Annotated in this window: 22 protein-coding genes; 13 read left to right on the top strand and 9 right to left on the bottom strand. The window is 59.8% G+C overall.

What is annotated here, in order from left to right:
- The 13 genes from B3F77_RS20065 to fliR form a co-directional block, all read left to right on the top strand.
- Positions 1-701 (top strand): flagellar M-ring protein FliF C-terminal domain-containing protein (locus B3F77_RS20065; RefSeq protein WP_293606662.1); only part of this gene is annotated, 701 nt, incomplete at its 5' end.
- The gene (gene fliG / locus B3F77_RS20060) at positions 694-1,686 is read left to right on the top strand and encodes a flagellar motor switch protein FliG (protein WP_293606661.1); all 993 of its coding nucleotides are present in this window, start codon (positions 694-696) and stop codon (positions 1,684-1,686) included. The genes B3F77_RS20065 and fliG, both read left to right, overlap by 8 nt.
- Entirely contained in the window at positions 1,637-2,401 is a 765-nt protein-coding gene (fliH, locus tag B3F77_RS20055) for a flagellar assembly protein FliH (RefSeq protein WP_414703061.1), read from the top strand. Before fliG ends, fliH begins: the two co-directional genes overlap by 50 nt.
- On the top strand, positions 2,394-3,812 hold the full coding sequence (fliI, locus tag B3F77_RS20050; protein WP_293606659.1) for a flagellar protein export ATPase FliI: 1,419 nt from the start codon (positions 2,394-2,396) through the stop codon (positions 3,810-3,812). Before fliH ends, fliI begins: the two co-directional genes overlap by 8 nt.
- A gap of 28 nt (positions 3,813-3,840) precedes the next feature.
- Positions 3,841-4,296 carry a flagellar export protein FliJ gene (fliJ, locus tag B3F77_RS20045; RefSeq protein WP_293606658.1) on the top strand — a complete coding sequence of 152 codons (456 nt, stop codon included), beginning with the start codon at positions 3,841-3,843 and terminating at the stop codon, positions 4,294-4,296.
- A gap of 17 nt (positions 4,297-4,313) precedes the next feature.
- A complete protein-coding gene (locus tag B3F77_RS20040; RefSeq protein WP_293606657.1) occupies positions 4,314-5,633 on the top strand; it encodes a flagellar hook-length control protein FliK in 1,320 nt (439 codons plus the stop codon).
- A gap of 130 nt (positions 5,634-5,763) precedes the next feature.
- Positions 5,764-6,243, top strand: coding sequence for a flagellar basal body-associated protein FliL (gene fliL, locus B3F77_RS20035; protein WP_293606656.1), 480 nt, complete (start codon positions 5,764-5,766; stop codon positions 6,241-6,243).
- Positions 6,244-6,265: 22 nt separating this feature from the next.
- Complete coding sequence (gene fliM, locus B3F77_RS20030; RefSeq protein WP_293606655.1) at positions 6,266-7,270, top strand: flagellar motor switch protein FliM; 1,005 nt, start codon at positions 6,266-6,268, stop codon at positions 7,268-7,270.
- On the top strand, positions 7,263-7,766 hold the full coding sequence (gene fliN / locus B3F77_RS20025; RefSeq protein WP_293606654.1) for a flagellar motor switch protein FliN: 504 nt from the start codon (positions 7,263-7,265) through the stop codon (positions 7,764-7,766). Before fliM ends, fliN begins: the two co-directional genes overlap by 8 nt.
- Entirely contained in the window at positions 7,763-8,233 is a 471-nt protein-coding gene (gene fliO, locus B3F77_RS20020; RefSeq protein WP_293606653.1) for a flagellar biosynthetic protein FliO, read from the top strand. Before fliN ends, fliO begins: the two co-directional genes overlap by 4 nt.
- Positions 8,234-8,238: 5 nt before the next feature.
- Positions 8,239-9,018, top strand: coding sequence for a flagellar type III secretion system pore protein FliP (gene fliP, locus B3F77_RS20015; protein WP_414703060.1), 780 nt, complete (start codon positions 8,239-8,241; stop codon positions 9,016-9,018).
- Positions 9,019-9,344: 326 nt separating this feature from the next.
- A complete protein-coding gene (fliQ, locus tag B3F77_RS20010; RefSeq protein ID WP_293606652.1) occupies positions 9,345-9,614 on the top strand; it encodes a flagellar biosynthesis protein FliQ in 270 nt (89 codons plus the stop codon).
- Positions 9,614-10,408 (top strand): flagellar biosynthetic protein FliR, encoded by a 795-nt coding sequence (gene fliR / locus B3F77_RS20005; protein WP_293606651.1) that lies wholly within the window; start codon positions 9,614-9,616, stop codon positions 10,406-10,408. The genes fliQ and fliR overlap by 1 nt, the downstream gene beginning before the upstream one ends.
- A 290-nt stretch (positions 10,409-10,698) precedes the next feature.
- Here fliR and flgL read toward each other — a convergent pair whose 3' ends face one another.
- From flgL to B3F77_RS19960, 9 genes are all read right to left on the bottom strand, one after another.
- Positions 10,699-11,913, bottom strand: a complete 1,215-nt coding sequence (gene flgL / locus B3F77_RS20000; protein ID WP_293606650.1) for a flagellar hook-associated protein FlgL — start codon at positions 11,911-11,913, stop codon at positions 10,699-10,701.
- 30 nt (positions 11,914-11,943) lie between these two features.
- Positions 11,944-13,896 carry a flagellar hook-associated protein FlgK gene (gene flgK, locus B3F77_RS19995; protein WP_293606649.1) on the bottom strand — a complete coding sequence of 651 codons (1,953 nt, stop codon included), beginning with the start codon at positions 13,894-13,896 and terminating at the stop codon, positions 11,944-11,946.
- 121 nt (positions 13,897-14,017) lie between these two features.
- The gene (locus B3F77_RS19990) at positions 14,018-15,715 is read right to left on the bottom strand and encodes a methyl-accepting chemotaxis protein (protein WP_293606648.1); all 1,698 of its coding nucleotides are present in this window, start codon (positions 15,713-15,715) and stop codon (positions 14,018-14,020) included.
- A 57-nt stretch (positions 15,716-15,772) separates the two neighbouring features.
- Positions 15,773-16,249, bottom strand: coding sequence for a chemotaxis protein CheW (locus B3F77_RS19985; RefSeq protein ID WP_293606688.1), 477 nt, complete (start codon positions 16,247-16,249; stop codon positions 15,773-15,775).
- A 231-nt stretch (positions 16,250-16,480) separates the two neighbouring features.
- Positions 16,481-17,242 carry a ParA family protein gene (locus B3F77_RS19980; protein WP_293606647.1) on the bottom strand — a complete coding sequence of 254 codons (762 nt, stop codon included), beginning with the start codon at positions 17,240-17,242 and terminating at the stop codon, positions 16,481-16,483.
- An 11-nt stretch (positions 17,243-17,253) separates the two neighbouring features.
- Positions 17,254-18,486: a methyl-accepting chemotaxis protein gene (locus B3F77_RS19975; RefSeq protein WP_293606646.1), complete on the bottom strand. Its 1,233-nt coding sequence runs from the start codon at positions 18,484-18,486 to the stop codon at positions 17,254-17,256.
- 2 nt (positions 18,487-18,488) lie between these two features.
- A complete protein-coding gene (locus tag B3F77_RS19970; protein WP_293606645.1) occupies positions 18,489-18,863 on the bottom strand; it encodes a response regulator in 375 nt (124 codons plus the stop codon).
- Between the two features lie 12 nt (positions 18,864-18,875).
- Positions 18,876-19,115, bottom strand: coding sequence for a hypothetical protein (locus tag B3F77_RS19965; protein WP_293606644.1), 240 nt, complete (start codon positions 19,113-19,115; stop codon positions 18,876-18,878).
- The coding region (locus tag B3F77_RS19960; RefSeq protein WP_293606643.1) for a chemotaxis protein CheA at positions 19,115-20,218 on the bottom strand (1,104 nt) is incomplete at its 5' end. The genes B3F77_RS19960 and B3F77_RS19965, both read right to left, overlap by 1 nt.

The following is a 20,218-nucleotide window of genomic DNA, read 5'->3' as shown; positions in this document are numbered from 1 at the left end:
CGGTTGCGCCGATCGTCACGCCGGCCGCCAATCCAGCCAACAAAGCGCCGCCAGGAGCGAATGGACAGATCAACGGGGGCACCAGCAACACACGAAAAGATGGCACCACCAACTACGAGCTGGACCGCTCGATTCGCCATGTGCAGCAAGGTGCGGGTGGCGTCAAGCGCCTGTCGGTGGCAGTGGTTGTCAACTATCGCGGCACACTGAGCGCCCAAGGCAAGCGGGGGACGCAAGCGCTGTCGGCGACCGAGCTGGAGCAGATCAAAAACCTGGTCAAGGAAACCATGGGTTTCAGCGCCGAACGTGGCGACTCGCTCAACGTGGTGAACAGCCCGTTTGCATCAGACCCCACCAACGACGCACCTGAATTGCCGTGGTGGCGTCAACCGGAGAACATCGAAATGGCCAAGACCTTGGGCAACTACCTGCTGCTGGGCGCGCTCGCCTTGTTTTTGTGGTTCGCTGTGCTGCGGCCCCTGCTGCGCAAGCATTTGCTACCAGCACAAGCCGCGCCACCGGTTCCAGGCAAGGAGGGGGCCCCCTCCGAAGACGCCGGACCGGAGGCGCAAGCACAGGAACAGGAACGACAAGACCAGCGCCATCTGGATAACACCAAGTACGCGCAGGAAATAGCCGCAAAAGATCCACAGGTAGTGGCCATGCTGATGAAACACTGGATGGACGAAAATAATGGATGAAGGCACAAGGAAAAGCGCCATCCTTTTGATGTCGCTCGGTGAGGAGGGCGCCGGCAGCGTATTGAAGCTTCTGCCGCAAGATGCAATTCAGGCACTGGGCGCGGCCATGGCCACTCTGGCGCAAGTCAAGCGCAACGAGGTCAGCGAGGTTCTGGAAGAGTTCCGCCTCGAAACCGAGCAATACTCGGCACTGCACCTGGACTCCGGCAGCTATCTGCGTGCCGTGCTGAGCAAGGCACTGGGCAGCGATCGTGCCGCAGACATGCTGGACACCATTTTCAAGCCACACGAATCGGCCAACGGTATCGAACGGCTGAACCTGTTGGAGGCCACCGAAGTCGTTGAACTTATTCGTGACGAGCATCCGCAGATCATCGCCACGCTGGCGGTTCACATGGATCGAGTCAAGGCCGCTGCCGTGCTGGAGCAGCTCCCCGAGCGTGTGCGCCACGACGCCGTTCTGCGCGTGGCCACCTATGGTGGTGTGCAACCCGCGGCTCTCAAGGAATTGACCGATGTGTTGAACGATATGTTGTCGGGCGAAGGCGTCAAGCGCAGCCGACTTGGCGGCGTCCGGGCAGCTGCCGAAATCGTCAACATGATGGGCAGCGCGCAAGAAGAAAGCGTGATCAAGCATGTCCGCGAACACGATGAGGTGCTGGCGCAAAAAATGATCGACGAAATGTTCTTGTTCGAGAACCTGCTCGGACTCGAAGACCGCAGCTTCCAGTTGCTGCTGAAAGAAATCGAATCGGAATCGCTGATCATTGCCCTCAAAGGCGCGCCGCAAGAGATACGCGACAAGTTCCTGAAAAACATGTCACAACGCGCCGCTGAAATGCTGCGTGAAGATATCGAAATGCGCGGCCCGGTACGGGTGTCCCAGGTCGAGGCGGAGCAAAAGAGCATCCTGCTGATCGTGCGCCGCCTGGCAGATGCCGGCGAGATTGTGCTTGCCGGGCAAGGCGACGATTCGTATGTATAGCAAACCCAGCAGTTCACCGGTCAGCGGACCGAAGGGGCCGCTGACCTCTTGGGAACGCTGGGAAATGACTTCCTTCAACCAGCCGGAAGCCGATGTTGCGCCGCCGGTCGAAGCCACTGAGCCAGCGTTCGCACCACTGGCGCCGGTACTGCTGATTGATGCAGCGGAACTGGCCCGGTTGCGGCTGGAAGCGCAACAGGCTGGTGAGGTCGAAGGCCGTCAGCAGGGTTTTACCCAAGGGCATAGCGAAGGGTATGCGGCCGGACAGACCCTGGCCCAGCAGCAGGTGCAGGCGCTGCGGACATTGCTGCTGGCACTGCCGGCTGCCTTGCGCGCCGCCGAGCGCGAAGTCGCCGACGATTTGCTGACGCTGGCGCTCGATATTGCCCGCCAGGTGGTGCGCCAGGCGCTGCCGACCGAGCCGCAACCGATTCTGGCGCTGGTACGCGAGTTGCTGCATACGGAGCCTGCACTCAACGGCACGCCACGGCTATTGCTGCATGCCGACGATGCGGTGCTGGTGCAGCAGCATCTGGCCGACGATTTGCAGGCGGCCGGCTGGCGCCTACGCACCGATGCCTCAATCACGCGCGGTGGTTGCCGCGTGCAAGCGGCCAGCGGCGCGCTGGATGCAACGCTGGAAACGCGCTGGGAGCGGGTTGCCGCCGTGCTCGGACGCAGCGTAGTAGTTCCTGCGGAAGCGCCGCATGACTGACACCACCAGTCCTGCTGCCGACAACCCGCACCTGCAGGCGTGGCACGGCGCGCTGCGCCATGCCAGCGCCGGTGTTGCGCGCAGCGTGCCGATCCGCAGTTACGGGCGGCTGACGCGGGCGGTGGGGCTGGTGCTGGAGGCGGTCGGGTTGCGGCTGCCGGTGGGCAGCGATTGCCTGATTGAACTGCCACCCGGTTACGGGCAGCGCACGACCGAGGCCGAGGTGGTTGGCTTTTCCGGCGATCGCATCTTTCTGATGCCACAAAGCGAAGTGGCCGGCCTATTGCCGGGCGCGCGCGTTTATCCGCTTGAAACCTTCACGGCTAACGGCAGCGCAGCCGAACCCGGCACCAAACGGCTGCCGGTCGGCGAAGGCATGCTGGGCCGCGTGGTCGATGCCGCCGGCCGGCCGCTTGACGGGCGCGGTCCGCTCGACATCGCACGCGAAGTGCCGCTGGCCGCAGCGCCGATCAACCCTCTAACCCGCGCACCGATCGACAGTGTGCTGGATGTCGGCGTGCGTGCCATCAATGCCCTGCTGACGGTCGGACGTGGCCAGCGCATGGGTCTGTTCGCCGGCTCCGGCGTTGGCAAAAGCGTCTTGCTCGGGATGATGGCGCGCTACACCAGCGCCGACGTGATTGTGGTCGGCCTGATTGGCGAACGCGGCCGCGAGGTCAAGGATTTCATCGACAACACGCTCGGGGAAGAAGGCATGGCACGCGCCGTGGTCGTGGCGGCACCGGCCGACACCTCGCCCCTGCTGCGTTTGCAGGGTGCTGCCTATGCCACCTGTCTGGCCGAATATTTTCGCGACCAAGGCAAAAACGTATTGCTGATCATGGATTCGCTGACCCGCTATGCGATGGCGCAGCGTGAAATCGCTCTGGCGGTGGGGGAACCGCCTGCCACCAAGGGTTACCCGCCGTCGGTATTTGCAAAACTGCCGGCACTGGTGGAGCGTGCAGGTAACGGCGCGCGCGACGCTAGCGGTAAAGGCGGCTCTATCACTGCGTTCTACACGGTATTGACCGAAGGCGACGACCAGCAAGACCCGATTGCCGATTCTGCCCGCGCCATTCTGGACGGCCACGTGGTGCTGTCGCGCAGCCTGGCCGAATCGGGCCACTACCCGGCGATTGACATCGAAGCCTCCATCAGCCGCGCGATGACGGCGCTGATTGAGCCTTCGCAGTTTGAAGCCGTGCGGACCTTCAAGCAGATGCTGTCGCGCTACCAGCGCAATCGCGACCTGATCAGCGTGGGCGCCTACGCCCCCGGCCATGACGCGCAACTGGATCAGGCGATTGCGCTTTATCCAAAGATCGAAGCCTTCCTGCAGCAAACGATGCATGAACGCACCGACTACGCCGCCGCAACCAGCCAGCTGAACGCTTTGTTCAAGGCCTAGGGCGCACGCACTTCCCGGAGAAAACGCCATGGCCAACAAACTACCGCTCGCGACACTGATTGAACTGGCACAGAGCAAAACTGACGAGGCGACCCGTCGGCTCGGCCAGTTGCAAAACGCGCACACCAGCGCTGCCGGAAAACTCGAGATGCTGCTGCAGTACCGGCAGGAGTACCTGGACCAGTTGCAGGTCCAGATGCGTGATGGCGTAGCGGCGGCACAGTTGCGCAATTTTCAGAATTTCATCGGCACACTCGATGGTGCTATTGAACAGCAGCGCGCATTGACCTTACAGGCCGATACCCGACTCGCGCATGGGCGTGGCGACTGGCAACACACCAAGCGCCGCCTCAATTCCTTTGACACCCTGGCGGACCGGGTTCGCCAACAGGAAATGATAGCCCTCAATAAACGGGAGCAGCGCGACAGTGATGAGCACACCGCCCGGCAGTTCTACCTGCGCTCGACCACTTTGGTCGCCTAGATTTATCAGAGAACCTTATGTCTTTAATTCTTCCTTCCACTGCCGCCCCGAGTCAGCCCGGCAACCCACCGTCAAATGCAAAATCGCGTAGCGACGAGCAAGGGCAGAATAACCTTGGCAGTTTTGGCGAAGTGCTTTCTCGTTCGCTGGCACCCGCCGGAGAAATAACTGAAAAAACTGCCGCAAAAGCCGCAGGACCCACGCCTGCACGACGGCAGGCAGGTGATCGCAAGACCGATCCAGCAGACCTGGTCAATGCCATGGCATTGGCCTTCGTTCCGCTGGAAAGCAGAGTCGTCAAAGCAGCGCCAACCGGCGGCGCCGTAGCGGCCCCCGACAACACGGTCCCAGCGGCTGCCACTGCTGCGCTGACCGACCTTCTTGCGAGCACACCCGCGCCCAAAGGCGGGGCGAAGGACGTGAACACTGACGCAGGCGCGCAGACTGTGCAGGGGCCTGCATTAGCGGTCGCCAGCCAAAAGGATGCCGGCCAGGCCACGCTGCCAGCCAAGCTCAATGCCGTGAGCGACAGCTCGGCCCTTCAGCTTGACCCCGGAAAAATTGCAGGTCAAGCCACCGCGCCGAACACAGGCGCTCCTGATCAGTCATCGAAACGCGATAACAGGGCCGCCCATAAGCCGGCCGATATGACCGCTGCAAGCGCCGACTTGACACCTGCCCTAACACCTGCCGTAACACACCGCACAGCCAAAGTTGTTGCAACCGCAGCACCCCCCAGTGCCGAGACCGCAGCCATAGCCATCACCGGCAGCCAAGCCCCCACCGCCGAAACCTTGAGCGCCAGCGCAGCTTTGCCGACCCATTTGCTGAATGCAGCAGCATCAGGCCCGGCCGGCGTTGCTACCTCGAACACCCCAGCCGCTGTGACCACTCGGTCGCTGGCCCCTGAAGTAGGTAGCAGCGAATGGGGCAAGGCGCTGGGCCAGCAAGTGATCCAAATGGGCAAGGCGGGTCATCAGGTCGCGGAACTCCAGCTCAATCCACCGGGGCTGGGTCCGTTGAAAGTCACACTGAGCATGAACGACAATCAGATTCAGGCCATGTTTGTATCAGCACATTCATCGGTCCGCGTCGCGGTAGAGGCCGCCTTGCCGCAATTGCGTACAAGCTTGGCCGATAGCGGGATCAGTCTTGGCAACACCTCGGTCAGCTCCGGCAGTCAGCAGCAGACGGCGTTTGCCCACAGCCAAAACGGGCAGCCCGAGCAACGGAGTTACCGAAGCAACAGCATGGTGGACACTGCAGCCCTCACCGCCCGACCGGTAACGGAGTCGCTCCGACAAAGCAATCGAATCACCGTCGATACCTACGCCTGAACGGGGACCGCAGAGCAAGCTCATCGCGCATGGCAAATGCCGGAGTTGAAGCGTTTTCCCCCTTTTTATCAAGCGATGCTTCGGGGACTTTTTGGCAAACAATCCATCCTCAAACTCACGCAGCAAAGTCATGGCCACAAGCACCATCAAACTGAATACCCCAAAGTCTCGCAAGTTCATCGTCCTGCTGGTCGCCCTGGTCGCGCTTGGAATCACGGCAACCGCCGCAGCAGCCTATTATTATCTGGGCAACAACCATAAGGGCACGGCGGCGGCCACGGCGCCGGTCCCGGCAGACCCGATCTTTGTCGCACTGGAGCCCTTGACAATCAACCTGCAAAGCAGTGGCCGGAGCCGTTTTTTGCAAGTCGGCGTGACGCTGAAAGTTGCCGACGCCAAGTCTCAGAGCCAAGTTACCCAATATTTGCCGGAAGTGCGCAGCCGGGTGCTGACGCTGCTGTCCAATCGCGATCCTGATTCACTGCTCACGCCGAATGACAAAACCCAGTTGGCCGCTGCAATCATGGCGGTGTTGAACCAGCCATTCGCACCCAACCTGCCGTCGGCAAAAATATCCAGCGTGATGTTTACCACGTTCATCCTGCAGTGAATCCGCTCAATGAAATTCGCCAATGGCCTATGACCAGCAGCTATCTCAGGACGAGGTAGATGCGCTACTGCAGGGTGTCACCGGTGACACCGATGCTGTCTCCGTACCACCGCCGGCTCCGCACGGGTTGCCGACCTACAAGCTCGGCACTGACGACCGTATCGTGCGTAGCCGCATGCATACGCTGGAGGTTATCAACGAACGTTTTGCACGGCACCTGCGCTCCTCACTCCTGACCTTCATGCGCCGCAGCGCTGATATTTCAGTCGGCGCGGTACAAATCCAGAAGTACAGTGACTTCATCCGGCATTTGCCGGTGCCGGCCAACATCAACCTGCTGCACATGAAGCCGTTGCGCGGTACAGCCTTGTTCGTGTTCGATCCGAAACTGGTGTTTTTGGTAGTTGACAATTTGTTTGGCAGCGACGGTCGTTACCATGTCCGGATCGAGGGCCGCGACTTTACGCCGACCGAACAACGCATCATCAAGCGCCTGCTCAACCTGACGCTGGAAAGCTATGGCAGTGCCTGGCATCCTGTCTATCCGCTCGATTTCGAGTATGTGCGTTCCGAGATGCACGCCAAGCTCGCCAATATTGTGACCCCCAACGAAGTGGTGATCAACACCACCTTCCATATCGAATTCGGCCCGATCGGGGGGTCGCTGCACGTCTGCATTCCGTACTCGATGATCGAGCCCATCCGGAACCTGCTGTCGAATTCCCTGCAGGACGAGGTTGAAGTTGACAATCGCTGGATCAAGCAACTGTCGCAACAGATACAAAGTGCCGATGTTGAACTAAGAGCGCATTTTCTGACCATGCAATCGAGCATAGGTCAGCTGCTGAAGCTGCAAGTCGGCGATGTGCTGCCGGTCGAGATTCCGGAAACGATTGTCGCCAAGGTCAACGGCGTTCCTGTCATGGAATGCGGTTACGGTACGTCCAACAACCACTATGCCTTGCGGGTACAGAAGATGATCCACCACCGAGACAGTGATTCAAGCAAGGGAAGCGACTATGAGTGAAGACAACAAGCAGGATCCGCAAGCAGAGGCGGCTGACGACTGGGGCAGTGCCCTTGCCGAGCAGGCGCTAGCATCCGCCCCCCCGGCTGACGACTGGGGCAGTGCGCTTGCCGAGCAAGCGCTAGCACCGGCACCGGCACCTGTACCGGTACCTGTCCCGGCAGCGCCTTCCACACCTGCGGGCGATCGGGTTTTTCAGCCACTACAGAGCAACACCGGTTCGGACATTGCCAAGGGCGACATCGACAGGGTTCTGGATGTTCCTGTGCAGTTGACCGCCGAGCTGGGTCGCACGCGCATCACCATCAAGAATCTGCTTCAGCTGTCACAAGGATCGGTCGTTGAGCTGGATGGCCTGGCAGGCGAACCGATGGACGTTTTTATCAACGGTTACCTGATTGCGCAAGGCGAAGTGGTGGTGGTGAACGACAAGTTCGGCATTCGCCTGACCGACATCATCACGCCCTCCGAACGTATCCAGAAACTGAACCGATGAAGCGGCTGCGCATTCCCAGGCTGGCGGCTTCGCTGCTGGCCTGCATCAGTTTTTCGGCCGGCGCGGTGCTACCAACCGTGCCTACTGCGGCAGCAGAACCGGTGCGGTCATTCGGCTTAGCTGGCCTGCTGCAAGCCGGCTTGGGTCTGGCGATGGTTCTGGCGCTGATTTTTCTGTTCGCCTGGGCAGCGCGGCGCTTTGGCCTGCAACAGACCGGCGGCGGCCGCCTGCTGAAGGTGGTCTCCAGCGCCATGGTCGGTCAGCGCGAGCGTGTCGTGGTGGTGGAAATAGGCGACTCATGGCTGGTGCTCGGCGTCGCGGCAGGCCAGGTCCGCGCTCTGCACACCATGCCGGCCGAAAACTTATCTGAAGCCGAAGCAGCGCCGGCCAGGAATGGGATCACTGCCGCGGGTGCTTTTTCACAAAAACTGCTTGAGTCCCTGAACAAGATGAGAAAGCGGGACTGATGGACATGATCTCGGTCCGTTTGCGAGGTCGTACGGCCTTGCCGCCCTTCCTGGTTTTCCTGCTCTTCCTGCTGGTGTTAATGGTACTGCCGACACTGGCGTCAGCCCAGGGTCTTCCCGGCATCACCAACACGCGGGGACCCGGCGGTAGCCAGACCTGGTCGCTCAGCGTCCAGACACTGGTGCTGCTGACTTCGCTGACCTTTCTTCCTGCGCTGTTGTTGTCAATGACCAGCTTCACCCGCATTCTCATCGTCCTGGGACTGCTGCGCACGGCCATTGGCACACAATCCTCACCGCCCAACCAGATCCTGGTCGGGCTCTCGCTGTTCCTCACCTTTTTTGTCATGTCGCCGGTATTCGACAAGGTTTACAGCGACGCCTACCAACCGTTCTCCGAAAACAAAATCAGTGCAGAGCAGGCCTTGGAGCGGGGAGTTCAGCCCTTCAAGCAGTTCATGCTCAAGCAAACCCGGGAAGCCGATCTGGCACTGTTTGCAAAACTGGCCAACGCCCCACCAATGGAAGGGCCGGAACAAGTCACGTTACGGATTCTGCTGCCGGCATTTGTGATCAGCGAACTTAAAACTGCTTTCCAGATCGGCTTCACCATCTTCATTCCTTTCCTGATTATCGATCTGGTCGTCGCCAGCGTCCTGATGTCAATGGGCATGATGATGGTGCCGGCAGCAAGCATTGCGCTGCCGTTCAAATTGATGCTGTTCGTTCTGGTTGACGGCTGGCAGCTGCTGGCCGGGGCGCTGGCGCAGAGCTTTTACACCTGAGGAAGGATGAAATTGCCAAAATACCTTTTTTCGTCATCGCGAGCTCCCAGTTTCGGGCGACCGAAACTGCAAACGGACCTTGAACCTCCGGCCGTCATCGCGAGCGAAGCGCGGCGATCCATTGTCGAAAAAGCGGGTTCATGGATTGCCACACTACGTTCGCAATGACAGACGGTTCATCGCGAGGCCTCAGGCCGCGGCGATCCATGGCTGCGGTCCAGAGGGGCATAGATTGCCGCGCTTCGCTCGCAATGACGAAATGGGTACGTTTGTAATTTCCCGTTCCCTAAACCGGCCCGGGGCACGTTAACAAGGATGAGCTGAAAATGACTCCCGAATCAGTCATGTCGATGGGCTACGAGGCCATGAAGCTTTCGTTGCTGCTGGCTGCACCGCTGCTGCTGGTGGCACTCATCACCGGCTTGATCATCAGCCTGTTTCAGGCCGCCACCCAGATCAATGAAATGACGCTGTCCTTTATTCCCAAGCTGCTGGCAGTGTGCGCCACTCTGGTGATTGCTGGCCCGTGGATGCTGGAGACGCTACTCGATTACATGCGCAATCTGTTCTCCTCCATTCCGCAACTGGTAGGCTGATGCCTCCCGTTTTTTCGGTCACCTCAGACCAGTTGAATGTCTGGATGGTGGCATTTCTTTGGCCGTTTGTGCGTATGTTGGCGCTCATCAGCACGGCCCCCATTTTCAGTGAGGCCACCGTGCCGCGCTCCGCCAAGGTAGGCCTGGCCGCCCTGCTGGCGATGGTCATCACGCCGACACTCGGCGCCTTGCCATCGGTCCCGCTGGTTTCTGCTGGCGGCTTCTGGATCATGATTCAGCAAGTCCTCATTGGTGCGGCGATGGGGTTTTCGATGAAGATGGTGTTTGCCATGGTGCAGGCCACGGGCGAATATGTAGGCCTGCAGATGGGTCTGTCTTTCGCCTCCTTCTTCGACCCCACCAGTGGTGGCAGCACGACGGTCATCGCGCGCCTGTTAAACGTGATCGCCATCCTGATTTTCTTGGCAACAGACGGCCACCTGATGCTGATCATGACGCTGGCCGAAAGCTTTCGCACCCTGCCTATTGCTGACGCGCCGCTGGCAGCCAGCGGCTGGTTTCAGCTGGTATCGGCAGGCGGTCAGATTGTTTCAGGCGGACTCATGCTGGCTTTGCCGCTCATCGCAACCTTGCTGACCCTGAACCTGGCCATGGGCATCCTGAACCGGGTTTCACCCCAGTTCAGCATTTTTTCGGTGGGCTTTCCCATCACGCTGCTGGCGGGCGTAGCCATGCTGCAGGTGCTGATGCAGTACATGGCACCCTTTCTCGAACCGCGGTTTGCGGCCGGGTTGACGCTTATCCCTCAGTTCCTGCAAGGTCTGCGCCGCTAACGCGGCCGCATGCCGCCAAAGCAGCATAATTTAAGCCTTTTATGGCTCTAGCCCATATAGGGCGGGCGAAAGTAGCTATTAATTAAGTAGCGTAGCATGTAGGTCGGGTTAGCGAAGCGTAACCCGACATTTGCCAAGCAGGCTGCGCGCCCTGCGCTTGAACGGCGAAGATGAATGGGGAGTGGTTTTTTCTGATGAGGCTCCGCATCCGGAGCTCTGTCGGGTTACGCTGCGCTAACCCGACCTACGAATTACAAGCAATCCGGGCTGCAAAGATACAACCCGGCTGACTACAGATAGTTGAACAGCGCTATCTTCTGAATTTTCACGAAGCTCTGCTGGCTCGCCTGCAAGGCCGTCTGGCGCTGGTAAAACTCGCCCATCGCGCTGGCGTAGTCCAGATCCTGCAAACCCGACAGATAACTCTTGTTGGAAAGATTGCGGCTGTCGCCGGTGACCGTCAGCGCGTCCAGCTCGTGCAAGCGCGAACCGATCGAGGAGCGCACGGTCAACACGTTGTCGAGGGCGTTGGTGATTTTCCGGTTGGCGGTGCTCAAGGCATTCAGTACCAGGGCCTGGCCTGCTGGACCCGCATTGTTGACGGGTGTCTTCAGTGCAGTGATCACGTCGCTGAGGGCCGCAAAGACATCCACACCGGCATTTTTGGCCGGGGCGACATTGAAGGTGTCGTTTGCAGCGGGCGCGCCGCTGATGCTGATTTGCAGACCACCGAACTGGATCGGGGCGCCCGACGCGTAGGTGGCGGGTGCAGTGGTTATCGGTGGAGATGTCTGGGTAGTCACCGTATAAGTCGTGGCAGTCGGAAAACTGATGACAAAATTCTTGCCGTAATTCGGATCAGTCACATCGACCACCGAGGTCGAACTGAACACGCCGCTGCCGGTGTTGCCCACCGGCGATGAGCTAACGTAGCCCGCCCCACCCTGCACCGATTGGAAAATACTGCGTCCGTCATCGGTACCGGCCATCTGCCGCGACACATCGACCTGCACCAGGCGTTGGCCCTGATCACCGGCATATTTAATACTGCCGTCAGCCTGCCCCACGAAGGGCGCACTGCCGCTCTTGAAGCCGGCGAACAGAAACTGGCCGTTGCCGTCATCGGTGTTGGCCAGGCCTTGCAACTGGGCCAGATTGCTTTGCAGCACCGTGGCGATGGCCGCACGGTCGGCATCGCCCATGGTGCCGTTGCCTGCTTGTATCACGCTGCTTTTGATGCTTTGCAGCAGCGTGGTGACGCTTTGCAAGGCGTTTTCTTCCAGCGTCAGGGTCTGCGTGGCCTGACCCCGGCTGGTCGAATACTGCGCATTGAGTGCAATCGACTGGGAGACGGCCAGCGCACGCGTGGCGCCCAAGGGATCGTCCGATGGGGCCAGAATCTTGGTACCGGCGCCAAGTTGTTGTTGCACGCGCAACAGGCTGCTCTGCTGCGAATCCATGCCGGCCCGGCTTTGTTCGTAAAAAGATTGGGTACTGACACGCATGATGAATTCCTTGGCGATACGGTGGGAAACTTAGCTTCTGATGCCCAATACGGCGTCAAACATCGTTGACGCGGTCTGGATCACCTTGGCATTGGCTTGGTACATCTGCTGGTACATCAGCAGGTTGGCGGTTTCTTCGTCCTGATTGACGCCCGACACCGACTGCTGGGCCGTGCGAATTTGCAGGGTCAGACTGGTCTGTGCGGTATTGGATATCTGTATCTGCCGGGCTTTGTTGCCGATGGTGCTGACAAGTTGCCCGTAGGCGTCGTTGAAGCTGGCGCTGCTGCCGCCGATGGTTTTTTTGTTCTGCAGCGCGCCCAGCAGCAAGGCATTGCTGCCATCGGACACGCCGCCGGTGTTTTTGCCAATGGTAAAGGTGTCGTTATTGGCGGGCGCACCGCTGATATTGACGGTGATGCCGTTGAAGCTGTAGGCTGCGCCGGCAGTGTAAGTAACCGCAGCTCCTGCCGCATAGTTGACCACCGTGGCATCCGGGTTGGTCACCGTGACGGCAGACGCCGCCGGGAAGCCCGATAAGGCATTGGGCGTTCCGCTCTGGTACTTCAGGGTCACGCCAGCAGCAGGGAGCGACGTCGCGCTGTAATCGGGGGCATTCACCGTGCCGGCACTGATTGCACCGCTGCCCTGATTGCCTGCCGTATTGCCCGTGATGATGGGCGACGCTGCCGCCACCTTGGCGGGATCGGTCAGTGTCACGGCGAGATCGCGCGCGCCGGTGCGGGTGGGCTGGATCAGGAAGGAGTCGCCGACTGCCCCCCCCGTTAATGTCAGATTCACACCGTCGTAGGCGCCCTTCGAATCAGGGCTAATGAGGGTGTTGTCTGACAGACGTGTCACCGTAAACGAAGCTGCAGCAGTGACGTCCACCCGGTAGTCACTGATGGTCAATTTGCTGGTATCGGAAAACGACGCTAATACAGTTGCCCCGGTGTTCCGGCTGTTCGAAATCACGCCAGGGCTGGCCTGGGAAAAGAAGTCCGTACCGAGATCACCATTGAGATCAATCCCCAGCTTGTGCTGGGCATTGAAGGTGTCAGACAATGCAATCGCGATCCGGCCGAGCGAATTCTGCGCATTGCTCAAGGTCTCGTTGCGAAATTGCAGCAGGCCGCCGAGCGAACCGCCGGAGATCATGCTTTCCTGCACATCCACCTTGTCGCCAGCGGCATTCACCGTGGCCAGGGTGGTGCGGGTCGGATCGCTTGAAGCACTGACGGCCGCCAGCTTGGTTGCCTTGTCGCCCAGCACCAGGGTCTGGCCGTTGCCGATAAACACGTTGTATTGGCCGCCGTCCTGCACCACCAGCTTGGTACCCACCAGCTTGCCCAGATCATTGATCAGCTGGTCGCGCTGATCAAGCAGGTCATTGGGGGCCTGACCACCGGTCGCGTTGCTGAGCATGGCCACCTGCTTGTTGAGATTGGCGATCTGCTCTGCATAGGTGTTGATTTGATCGACAGTACCGGAAATCTGGTCGTTGACATTGGCGTTGAGACCGGTCAGGTATTGGTCCATTGACCGGAACTGATTCGTCACCGCCTGCCCGGAACTGATCAATTGCTGGCGGGCGGATGGGTCGGCCGGGGTATTCGCGACCGCCTGCACATTGGTGAACAGCGTCTGCAGTTGCGGTGCCAGGCCGGCCGTCTGATTGGCCAGCAGGTTGTCGATCTGGCTGACCTGCGTGTAATGCGTGGTCAGCGATTGATTCAAGGACTGGGCCTGATTCAGTTGCGATGTGAGGTACTGGTCGTAACTGCGGGTGACGTCAGTCGTCTTTGCACCGGTACCAAAAAATCCAATGCCCGGGGCATAGATGCCACCGCTCGACGCAACCTGTGCCGTCTGGCGACTGTAGCCCGCAGTATTCACGTTAGCCGTATTGTGGCCCGTGGTCACGAGAGCGGCCTGCGCGGCATTCAAGCCACTAAGCCCGGTTAAAAACATGCTGTTTGACATAAACCTGATCCTCTAAAGCTACTACTCGCACCCGGCAGCGTATCGAAGCCCCTTGGTAGATAACGACAGCCTCAAGAAAAACTTGAGGGTGAATGCGCAATTTATTTGCAACGCTCCATTGTTAAAACTCTTCCCAATCGCCCGCCCCGGAGGGAGCTGCGGCAGCAGGCTGCCTGGACGGCAACGCCTTAATGGCCCGCTTGGGTAGCTGCGGGGGCACCTTCGTCACCGGCGCTTTAGGCTGCCTTGCGCGTACTGGCACAACCCTCGTCGCCTGCATGCCATCGAGTTTGAAGATACTGACGACCTGCGACAGGCCGCTGGCCTGCTCTTGCAGCGAACCGGCGGCTGCGGCGGCTTCTTCCACCAGTGCGGCGTTTTGCTGCGTGACCTGGTCCATCTGCGTGATGGCCTGGTTGATCTGCTCTATCCCCGAGGTCTGCTCCTGGCTGGCTGCCGTGATCTCGGCCATGATGTCGGTCACGCGTTTGACGCTGTCCACGATCTCGTCCATGGTCTTGCCGGCTTCTGCCACCTGGGTGCTGCCTTCTTCGACTTTGTCGACGGAGTCGTCGATCAGGGTCTTGATCTCTTTGGCGGCAGCGGCTGACCGCTGGGCCAGGTTTCGGACTTCAGCAGCGACCACCGCAAAGCCGCGACCCTGTTCGCCGGCCCGGGCCGCTTCAACCGCCGCGTTCAAGGCCAGGATGTTGGTCTGGAAGGCAATGCCCTCGATCACGCTGATGATGTCGACGATTTTCCGGGAGGATGCGTTGATGGCTCCCATCGTGCCCACGACCTGGGAAACAACGCTGCCGCCGCGTACGGCGACGCTGGAGGCAGTCACCGCCAGCTGGTTGGCCTGACGGGCGTTGTCGGCGTTTTGCTTGACTGTTGAAGTCAGCTCTTCCATCGAGGCGGCCGTTTCTTCCAGGGAGCTGGCCTGCTCTTCGGTGCGGGACGAGAGATCCATGTTGCCGGCGGCGATCTGGCTGGAGGCGGTGGCGATGGTGTCGGTGCCGCTGCGGACTTCGCCGACGACTTTTACCAGGCTGTCGGTCATGTTCTTCAGCGCCTGCATCAACTGACCGGTTTCGTCGCAGGCGAGCGATTCAATGTGCGAGGTCAGATCGCCGCTCGCCACCGTCTCCGCCACTTTGACGGCTTGGCTCAAAGGACGGGTGATGCCGACTGTCAGCCACCACGCCAGCATACCGCCCAAAGCCAGGGCGGCTACGGCCAGCGCGATCAAACTGAACCGGCCAGACCGATACAGCGCGTCGATAGAGCTGGCGGTCTGGTCGATACTGGCTTTCTGGTGAAGCAACATAGCCTTGATACTCACGTCGTAAGCTTCCAGGGCCGGCACCAGCTTCGCATTGACCAGCTCTACTGCCTGTGCATGCTGACCATCGGCATTCAGTTTCAAGGCAGCAGTCCGAAAACCGATGTACGCGGCTCTCTTGGCCACACCTTCTTCATACAACTTCTTTTCGTCAGGTGTATCCAGCATGCCCAGGAGTTTTTTCGAATTCTCGGTAATGCCCAGACTGGTTTGCGTGATGCCTTTCTGGAAGTACTTTTGATCTTCCGGGTCAGTGCTTTTAACCAGCGCAAATGTTCGCACGCTGTTGGTACTTGTTGCCACCAGCCAGTCCGCCGCGAGCCTCTCCTTGACCAGTGCCTGTCTGACCATCTGGTCAGTGGCATCTCCCACATTCTGGAGGCGCCACACGCCGATCCCCGCAATGACGGTCAAGAACAAAAGCACCAGTGCAAAGCCCATGCCCAGACGCGTGCCTATTTTGAAATTCTTCATGTTCGTTTCCTGCTGTTATTCAAATAACCGTTACGCAAAAGCCGGGCCTGCGCCCTCTCACGCCGCAATCTTTTCGATCAATCCCATGTCGTCGCTGGTCATGAGCCTGTCGATATCGACCAGAATCAGCATGCGGTCATCGAGCGTGCCCAGTCCAATCAGGTAATCGGTATCCAGCACTCCACCCATCTCCGGTGCCGGCTTGACTTGCTCCGGTGTCAAAGTGATCACGTCCGAGACGCTGTCCACCACCATGCCCATGACCCGGCTGGCCATGTTCAGGATGATCACGACCGTGAACTGGTCGTACGTCGGCGTCCCCAGATTGAACTTGATGCGCATGTCGATGATGGGAACGATGATGCCGCGCAGATTGACGACGCCCTTGATGTGCTCTGGTGCATTGGCAATGTGGGTCACGGTGTCGTAACCGCGCAGCTCCTGCACCTTCTGGATATCAATGCCGTACTCTTCCTGGCCCAGCGTGAAAGCCAGAAACTCCAGCGCCTTGGCGGTGGAAGCACCGGGGGACATCGCCGCCGCAGCGACTGGGTTGGGCTTGCTTGTTGTTGCGTGCATGAGCACTCCTTGAAACGATGGTGGTGACATGCCCAGCTAGGCACCAGCACACGCCGGGCCTGAAAAGCAATGCCGTTGACAGATGTCTATATCCGCTTACCGGGCAAACGGAGAAAAAGTTTAGAAAAATCCTGACGGACCGTCATTTTTATGACCCTCTATCGGGCCTGATTGTGTTTTGAGGCTCTACTGCGGGCATAGTTGAGCGAGAAATGTCCCGAGCCGGGCGAAGTCTTCCGCGGCACGACTTTTGGGCGCGTAGTAACGGATGGGTTTGCCTGCAGAAAAGGCTTCGGCGAGACGGATATCGTTGCGGATAATGGGCAGCAGACGGGAGACGCCGAACTGGTTCGCCACATCACCGGTTACCGTACGATGGATGCGGATGTTGTCGTTGCCCATCATGGGCAGAAATCCGGCGAGCTTGAGCTGCCGGTTCGTGCCGGAGATGATCTTGAACAGTACACGCATCAGTTGTCGCACACCCTCACTGGAAAGTGGATGGGGCACGAAGGGCACCACCACCCAGTTGGCTGCAGTGAGTGCATTGAGCAGCAAAATGTCCAGCGAGGGTGGCGTATCCAGAATCACCACATCAAAGTTCGTCACGATCTCCTCTTCGGCGAGCGCCCGCTTCAGCAACCCCTCATCGCGCAGCCCCTCGCCGTGTTCGAACAAGGTGTCGGCAGGCGCCAAGGCGAGCTTGTCAAATGCCGTTGGCTGCACGGCCGTGGCCAGTCGCGCGTCAATGCGGCGAAAAATGTCGTGGGCCGTGGGTGTGGCTTTGCTGACCTTGATGCCCAAGCCCACGGCGCAATGGCCCTGGGAGTCGAGGTCAACAAGCAATACCCGCAGCCCCAGTGCGGCCAGCTCGGCAGCGACATTCACCGACACTGTGGTTTTGCCGGTGCCGCCCTTGCGGTTCGATACAACGAACGTGACTGCCATCGGTATCGTCCTCAGAAAAGCTCAATGGCGGGTCGTTCACTCTCGGCAGTGGCGGATTCGCCGCCGGCCACCGCGTGATGGGTCGCGTGCTGCGACTCCATGGTGTAACTTGCGCGCAGAGCTTCCTGGACATCGTCCAGAGTCTGGATGTCCAGCGGCGTCATCCAGTCTCCGGCCAGAACTTGCTCCACTTGCCCCATGCGTTCACCGCACAGGGCAAGCCCGTTCTGCACATGCTCGATCTGCTGACGGGTGATATCCTGAAACTGGGCTTGCTCCAGCACGTCGATGACGGCGTTACGTATCGAATTCACAGCCCCGTGGGTGTTTTGCGACAAGCCGTCCAGCTCTCCCACAGCGGACTCAAAATCCACGGACAAACGGCCCATGGCGGAACCCAGGGTCGACAGCCATCTCGATTCGTCTTCGTTCCGATTATGGGCAATCATGGCGACCAGTTTTTTGTTGACGGTCTCGGACACCTGACCGATGCTCGCCTCGATGCGCACTGCAGCCGCTTCGATCCGCTTGGAGAGTTTGCGCACCTCGTCGGCCACCACCGCAAAAACTTTCCCAGCCTCGCCTGCCCGTGCCGCCTCGATGGCGGCGTTGAGCGCCACCAGATTGGTCTGCATCGACACCTCGCGGATCAGGGTGGTCAAGGGTTTGAGTTCTGCAACTTGTGTGATGACGCTTTGAATCGCTTCCCCTTCCTCCTGGCTTTGCAGCACCCGCTGACCCCGGTAGCTTTCCATATTTTCGAGGTGCAGCCGGCTCTCGCCGATCAGCGCCTGGGCATTGCCAGACAACGTGGCAGCCCGTTCCTTGCCTTCATCCAGAGTGGCCAATAGCCGCGACGCTTCGCTCTGCACCTCGGTCAGCCGCTGCAAAATGGCCAAGGCCGCCGTTTCGGTGGTGGTGTTGGTCTGGGAAAGATGCTCCTGCAAGATATCTGTCAGGCGCGGCACGGAGTCTAGAAGCGCCTGCAACTTTTCGATATTTCCCGCCATGTTCGAGCTTTTTTCCCTTTTGTTCGTCAGCAACAGGTAGGGGAAAATCGCCATCAGCACCATGACGCCCATGCCAAAGGCCGTCGTGAATTTCAGCACGCCAGGCGAATAACTGAAAACGGCGACGAAAGCCGGGTTGAACCCCCAGGTGAGGCCAAATGCAAGCAGGGCGAGCGCCCCCACCACCAGCCAGGGATAAAGATGGCGATCGATTTTCAGGTCACGAAATCCCATCATCAAGCTCCGGGCAGCACTTGCTTGATGACCTTGATGAGGTCGGCTCCGGCGACGGGCTTCACCAGCCAGCCGGTGGCCCCCAGCTTCTTGCCTTCGTCGCGCTTGGCGGCCAGGCTTTCCGTGGTGAGCGTCAAAATCGGCGTGAAGCGAAAAGCCGGCAGGGTCCTGACGTTCTTGATGAGTTCCATCCCGCCCATGTTGGGCATGTTGATATCGGTGATGATGAGGTCGGGCTTTACCCCCCCCTTGAGCTTGCTGAGGGCCTGCACGCCATCGCCGGCGCTTTCCACCAGGAAGCCGCTCATCTCCAGGGTGGCTTTGACACTCATCCGCATGGTGGCCGAGTCGTCGACGATCAAAATGGTTTTTGCCATGAGGCTTCTCCGTTATTTCGATTTCAAAGCAGTTTCCAGCCAGGCGCGCAGATTCGCGTCGTTCGGCCAGGCGGTGATGCGGCTTTTGGCCGCCATCAGCACTTGCAGGTTGGCGGGGTGCAGATGGGTGCAGGCAGCAAGGTCCACCTTGGCGGCGGGCTTGTTCTGCAGCCATTCGAGCAGACCTTCGGCTTCCTCCACACTCACGATGTCCCTGAACAAGGCCTGGTTTTTTTTGTAGTCGATGGGCATCAAACAATCTCCTTCACATTGAGCACCATGAGCACCGAGCCGTCACCCATGAGGGCCGAGCCGGAATAGGCCGACAGGCCCGCCAGCACGCCGCTCAGCGGCTTCTGGATGACGTCCACGGTTTCGCGGAAGTCGTCCACGATCAGACCCACCGCCTCGCCGCCCACCCGGGCCACCAGCACCGCCATTTCATCGTAGGCATTGGCCTGGGGTTCGGCGGGAAGCCCGAGCAGCGCGTTGAGGGGTTTCAGCGGCACGATGCTCCCGCGCAGCACGATGGTCTTGCTGTGCTTGATGGTGCGGATGGCGCTGCAGGGAATACGCACGGTTTCCACCACATGGTCCATGGGCACGCCAAAAATCTGGCTGTCGGATTCGACGATCATGACCTGGGTCACCGCCATGGAAAGCGGCAGCGATATGCGAATGCGGGTGCCTTTGCCCACTTCGCTTTCCAGTACGATGGTGCCGTTGACTTTCTCCACGGCGGTGCGCACCACGTCCATGCCCACCCCCCGGCCGGAGAGATCGGACACGACTTCGGCGGTGGAAAAGCCCGCGGCAAACACCAGGTTGACCGCATCCCGGTCACTGATGCGCTCCAGGGTGGCCTCGTCGATGACGCCCTTTTCATAGGCTTTGCGCTTGATGACCGCGGGGTCGATGCCTTTGCCGTCGTCGATGATCTCGATCAGGACCTGGTCGCCTTCCTGTACGGCCCGGATCGTGAGCGTACCCAAAGCGGGCTTGCCCGCCGCGCGGCGCACATCCGGGGTCTCAAGGCCATGGTCGAGACTGTTGCGCACGATGTGGATGAGCGGGTCGGCCAGGGACTCGATGATGTTCTTGTCGGCTTCCGTCTCCTCGCCCTCAAGCACCAGTTCTACTTCCTTGCCGAGTTTGCGCGAAAGGTCGCGCACCAGACGCGGGAAGCGCTGGAACACGAAAGAGACCGGCATCATGCGCACCTGCATGATGGCGCCCTGCATTTCCTCGGCAATGCGGTTGATGACCGCGTATTGCGCCTTGATCTCGCGCGCCAGTTCGCGTACGCCGAACTGCTCCTCCGCCCGTTGGGCAAGATAGGGCAGCGCATTCTTGGA

The organism is Polaromonas sp. UBA4122 (assembly GCA_002381615.1).
Taxonomy (GTDB): domain Bacteria; phylum Pseudomonadota; class Gammaproteobacteria; order Burkholderiales; family Burkholderiaceae_C; genus Polaromonas.
The sequence above is the reverse complement of the archived record's forward strand: the minus strand, read 5'-3'. Positions and strand labels throughout refer to the sequence as shown.